Source organism: Methylobacterium sp. WL18, from assembly GCF_008040015.1.
GTDB lineage: Bacteria > Pseudomonadota > Alphaproteobacteria > Rhizobiales > Beijerinckiaceae > Methylobacterium > Methylobacterium mesophilicum.
The window spans coordinates 1-4,809 of record NZ_VRVD01000358.1 but is presented as its reverse complement, the minus strand read 5'-3'; the positions used below and the strand labels follow the sequence as shown (position 1 = coordinate 4,809).

Genomic DNA, 4,809 nt, shown 5'->3' with positions numbered 1-4,809 from the left:
GCGCTGGGCCTGTCGCTGACCCACCGCGACGCCGCCCGCCGCCTGCAATTCGTCACCGGCCACGACCGCCGCGGCGCCCTTCCGGACGACCTGAACTGGGGCGCGCTCGCCGATCCGAGCGTGACCACCGTGGTCTACATGCCCAAGCGCACCTTGCGGGCGCTGCTCGCCCGGGCGGTGGAGGAAGGGCTGGCACCCGCGACCCCGGCGCTGCTGGTGTTCAACGTCAGCCGCCCGAATCAAGCGTCGCTGCGCGGCACCGCCGCCGACCTCGCCGACCATGTCGAAGCCGCCGGCCTCGACGGACCGGCGCTGCTGATGGTGGGCGAGGCATTCTCGGAGACACGGGCGGCGGTGCCGGACGAGGCGGCGCCGGTGCGGGTGGCGATCTGAGCCCGAGGGGTGGCGTTTGGCGAGTCGAAATGCAGTACCGAATCCGGTATCGAATTTCGGAGGCAGAACGGAATCCTTCGGAGCTTGAGATGCAGGCCGTGCTGGCGAACGTAGCCGTGAGCGTGTCGGATCTGAAGAAGAGTCCCGCCGGCGTGTTGAGTGAGGCGCAGGGCGAGACGGTCGCGATCCTCAACCACAACCGGGTCATGGCCTACATGGTCCCTCCGGCCGCCTACGAGGCGATGATGGAGCTGATCGACGACGCCGAGCTGGCTACTTTGATCCGGGCGCGATCCGGCGAGGTGCCGGTGAAAGTCGCGCTGGATGAGCTATGAGCTGCAATTCCTTCCCTCCGCTCTGAAGGAATGGCGCAAGCTCGGCGACACCATCCGCCAGCAGTTCAAGGCCAAGCTCGCTGAGCGGTTGGAGACACCCCATGTCCCGGCGGACAGGCTGCACGGCGCAGAACTGAAGGATTGCTACAAGATCAAGCTGCGCGCCGCCGGCTATCGCTTGGTTTACCGAGTCAGCGATGCAGCGATCACGGTGACCGTGATCGCTGTCGGCAAGCGCAGCCGGGACGACGTGTACCGGACGGCGCAGAAACGATGACTCAGCCGGGGGTGGAGTCACGATCCAGCATTGGCAATGCCGAAGCAATCACGCCCATAGCTTTTGCTGGCCGGCGTGATCCGCGGTAGAATAATCGCATGTCATTTGACTCGACCTTCTACGGCCGAGCTTTGGGGCAAAGTGCCGCGATCCGCGAGCTGAGCTGGATCGCGCTTGTCGATCATCACGAGACTGAGGACGGGCACATCCTGCCAGCCGGAAGCGAGGGCACGATCGTCGGGACCTGGGCGCGGGGGGCGGCCTACGAAGTCGAGTTCACCAAACCCTTCGCGGCCCTCATCACGTTCAAACCGGACCAGTTCCGAGTCACGGCGGAACCGATCTTTTGATCGGCTCCCGTGTTCCCTTCAGGAACGTGCTCGTTCCGCACGAGAAGATCGTCCACTACCTGCTCGATCTGGCGCATCCGGACGGTGGATCCAAAGCCACATTCTTCAGTGCGCCCGGCTTCCGCCCGGACGATCCGAAGGCACTGGCCGACGCCCTGCTTGAACGTGTCGCCACGAACCCGGTCGTCAGTATCCGGCACGGACGCTCCGGCGCTCAGCTCGCCGTCGAGGGCCGCATGCCGATGCCGGATGGCACGAGCCGCAACGTCCTGTCAGTGTTGCGCCATCAGGAAACGGGCGACGGCGACTTCGTCACCGCCTATCCGCAGAGCTAGAACTGCACGGACGGCTCAGGTTTCGCCGGCCACGAACGCCCGCATCAGGTAGTTGGCGATCGCCATGGGCGGCGGGGACTGGATGCCCTCGGGGTGGGTGCCGGCCAGCATGGCGGCGACCGCGGCGCGGTCGAACCAGCGGGCGTCCTCCAACTCGCTCGGGTCGGTGACAATGTCGCCGTCGAGGGCCTCAGCGGCGCAGCCCAGCATCAGCGAGGACGGGAACGGCCAGGGCTGCGAGGTCCGGTATGTGACCGCGCCGACGCGGATCCGCGTCTCCTCGAACACTTCGCGGCGCACCGCGTCCTCGATGGTCTCGCCGGGCTCCAGGAATCCGGCGAGGCAGGAATACATGTGGGGGCGGAAATGGGGGCCGCGCCCCAGCAGGCAGGTCTCACCCCGGCGCACCAGCATGATCACCACCGGGTCGACCCGGGGGAAGTGGTGGGCGTTGCAGGATGGGCATTCCCGGCGGAAACCCCCGGCCTTCGCCGCGGTGGCCGTGCCGCAATTGGCGCAGAAGCCGTGTCGGGCGTGCCAGTCGAGCATCGACTTGGCCACCGCCAGCAGACCCAGTTCCTCGGCCTCGACGGCGGATTCGGTGGCGATGGCGCGCAGGTCGAGGGTGCGGGTCCCGCCGGCGGCAAAACCCTCCGCGGCCTCGGCCGGCGCCGACGCGGCGAAGACCGGCCGCCCGTCCCGATGGCCCAGGAAGATGCGCGTGTCGGACAGGTCCGGCGCCTCGGCCGGGGTGATCAGCGCGGTAGACCCGCGCAGCACGATCCGGTCGCCGCAGATCACGACGAGGCGTGCGTCCGGTGCATCGAACGGAGGCACCGCCTCCTCGGGCTGCTCCGCCGAGTGCCGGTCGAGGCGGTTGCGGACGAAGCCGAGGGTGTCGCGGGGATCGGTCATACGGGTTCAAGCCGCGGAGAACAGGGTGCCGGCGCGCTCGATCAGCTGGGCGCGGGCATGGAACGGATAAGGTTTTCGGCTTTCGAAACCCCAAACCGGGCCCGGCCAGGCCGGGTCGGAGCGGAACCGGCCGACCACGTGGACGTGGAGTTGCGCCACGACGTTGCCCAGCGCCCCGACATTGACCTTATCGGGCTTCGACAGCGCCTGCATCACCCCGGTGGCGATGCGGATCTCCCGCCACAGCGCCGCGGCGTCGGCCTCGGACAGGTCGGTAGTCTCGGAGACGTCCGGCCGGCGCGGCACCAGGATCAGCCAGGGGAACCGGGCATCGTCCATCAGCAGCACGCGGCACAGAGCGAGGTCACCCACCTCGACGGTGTCGGCGGCCAGGCGCGGATCGAGGGCGAAGGCGGACTCGGTCATAACTCGAACCTGTAGCGCAGCCTGGACCGCGGCGCGCCTGCCCGATGCGCGGATCAAGAACGCAGCCGCAGCAACGCAATCGTCAAAAGGAAGGCACCGCCCCCTGACGGCCCACCGCGATCGTGCCGACAGAGAGGGTCCCGTCCGACCCGGACTGGGCGAACAGGGTGACGGCCGCGCCCGGTTCGAGCAGGGCCTTCTCACCGGGAGCGATGGCGGTGACCGGGGTCCCATCCGGCACCGAAAAGCTCGCCTGGCCGCCGCCGTAACCCAACGTCAACCGGAGCGGGCGCCCGCGCTGAAGGTCGGCAACCCAGCCCGCCGTGAGGGTCGCGCCCGGGTCGGTATCCCAAGGCTGGGTCCCAGCCTCGAAGCCGCGCTCAGAGGGGGAATACAGCGTCACGGCCTTGGCCCGAACCGGCTCGGCGCCGGGCGTAGCCAGAACGCTGACGTAGCTCTCGGGCTTGATGTTGCGCAGGGCCGCCTCAGTCACGGCGAAGACGCGGGTCCGGGGGTTCATTCGCAGGGTCAGCGTGCTGCCGCCGGGCCGGCGGATCTGGATCCGGTCGGCCTCGGCCCAGTCTACGATGCCGCGGAACCGCACGGTGGTCGTCTGCGCCCGGACGGCGGTCGCACCGGCGACCATCATCAGGGCGGCGAGGAGGAAACGAGTCGCGAATGTCGTCACGGTGATCCTGATCCGGCTGCCGTGGCCGAACGCCAGGCGCGCGCGGCGGTTCCGATCACCGTCAATGCGCCAGCAGCACCGGCATGTCGGCATGGGCCAGGACGTGGCTGGTGACGCCGCCGAAAATCATCTGGCGCAAGCGGCTCTGGGTGTAGGCGCCCTTGATCAGCAGATCGCAGCCAAACGCCTTGGCTTCCGCCAAAAAGGTCTCGCCCGGCGCGCGCCGGCCGGACGGAAGAGAGCGGTGCGAGGCCGCCACGCCCTCGCATGCCAACGCCTGGGCGAGGTCCTGTGCGCTCGGCCCCGGAACCATGCCGCCCTCGACGCTGAGCACCAGCACCCGCTCGGCCCGGCGCAGGAACGGCATCGCGAAGGCCACCGCCCGGGCGGTCTCGGTGGAGCCGTTCCAGGCGATCAGGATCGCCTCGCCGAGTGACGTCGGGGCGACCGGTGGCGCCAGCAGGATCGGCCGGCCGCCCTCGAACAGCGCGGTCTCGAAGGTGGTCATCCGCGGGGCGTTGTCGGTGGTCCCCGGGCGTCCGACCACGGTGGCCGAGAACAGCCGGGCGTATTGGCCCAGGAACGCGTCGCCGGTGGGCACGTCCTGCCGCCAGCGGTAGCGCGGCCCGGCATCCGCCACTTTCTCGGGGATGCACAGGCCGTCGCGGGCGTGCCGCGGGATCCCGGCCGCATCCATGAAGGCGACGAAGCGGCCGCCGGCCTCCTCGGCCTCGGCGCGGTCGGCCTCCTCGTCGCGCAGCCAGGTCATGCCGCCGACCATGTCGACGGGGACGTACTCGGCGAGCGCCGGGCGCAGGGACACGCCCTCAATCAGGCTGCCGAAGCGCGACGCCGCGAGCCGCGTGGTCTCGAACACGGAGGTCAGGCCGTCGTGCATCGCGACGGGTACGAGCAAGGTCTTCATCGCGGCATCCTCCTCCGGTGCGCGAGGCTAATCCGCCCGAGGCCCGGTGGGAACCGGGGCTGGGACGGGGCGCACACCGTTTTGCGCGGCACCGGGATCCAGGCGGTCGCGCGCCCAGCGGCTCAGCGGCCGCTCGACGAACCGGTGGACCAGCAGGGCGGCCGC

At 69.5% G+C, this 4,809-nt stretch carries 8 protein-coding genes and 1 pseudogene; 5 read left to right on the top strand and 4 right to left on the bottom strand.

The features are described 5' to 3' along the window. The 5 genes and pseudogenes from FV228_RS20530 to FV228_RS20510 all read left to right on the top strand — a co-directional run. A pseudogene (locus tag FV228_RS20530) lies at positions 1-393 on the top strand (uroporphyrinogen-III C-methyltransferase); the annotation flags it as partial. A gap of 89 nt (positions 394-482) precedes the next feature. Continuing rightward, the gene (locus FV228_RS20525; RefSeq protein ID WP_147856309.1) at positions 483-728 is read left to right on the top strand and encodes a type II toxin-antitoxin system Phd/YefM family antitoxin; all 246 of its coding nucleotides are present in this window, start codon (positions 483-485) and stop codon (positions 726-728) included. Next, on the top strand, positions 718-1,005 hold the full coding sequence (locus FV228_RS20520; protein ID WP_147856308.1) for a type II toxin-antitoxin system RelE/ParE family toxin: 288 nt from the start codon (positions 718-720) through the stop codon (positions 1,003-1,005). Before FV228_RS20525 ends, FV228_RS20520 begins: the two co-directional genes overlap by 11 nt. Positions 1,006-1,103: 98 nt before the next feature. After that, positions 1,104-1,355: a DUF4926 domain-containing protein gene (locus FV228_RS33255; protein WP_187277834.1), complete on the top strand. Its 252-nt coding sequence runs from the start codon at positions 1,104-1,106 to the stop codon at positions 1,353-1,355. Continuing rightward, positions 1,352-1,690, top strand: a complete 339-nt coding sequence (locus FV228_RS20510) for a DUF6883 domain-containing protein (RefSeq protein WP_147856307.1) — start codon at positions 1,352-1,354, stop codon at positions 1,688-1,690. The genes FV228_RS33255 and FV228_RS20510 overlap by 4 nt, the downstream gene beginning before the upstream one ends. A gap of 15 nt (positions 1,691-1,705) precedes the next feature. Here FV228_RS20510 and nudC read toward each other — a convergent pair whose 3' ends face one another. From nudC to FV228_RS20490, 4 genes are all read right to left on the bottom strand, one after another. Further along, positions 1,706-2,605 carry an NAD(+) diphosphatase gene (nudC, locus tag FV228_RS20505; RefSeq protein ID WP_147856306.1) on the bottom strand — a complete coding sequence of 300 codons (900 nt, stop codon included), beginning with the start codon at positions 2,603-2,605 and terminating at the stop codon, positions 1,706-1,708. A 6-nt stretch (positions 2,606-2,611) separates the two neighbouring features. Next, positions 2,612-3,031, bottom strand: a complete 420-nt coding sequence (locus tag FV228_RS20500) for an HIT family protein (RefSeq protein WP_147856305.1) — start codon at positions 3,029-3,031, stop codon at positions 2,612-2,614. Positions 3,032-3,113: 82 nt separating this feature from the next. Next, positions 3,114-3,719 (bottom strand): hypothetical protein, encoded by a 606-nt coding sequence (locus tag FV228_RS20495; protein WP_147856304.1) that lies wholly within the window; start codon positions 3,717-3,719, stop codon positions 3,114-3,116. Between the two features lie 61 nt (positions 3,720-3,780). Continuing rightward, complete coding sequence (locus FV228_RS20490) at positions 3,781-4,644, bottom strand: universal stress protein (protein WP_147856303.1); 864 nt, start codon at positions 4,642-4,644, stop codon at positions 3,781-3,783. Positions 4,645-4,809: the final 165 nt, after the last annotated feature.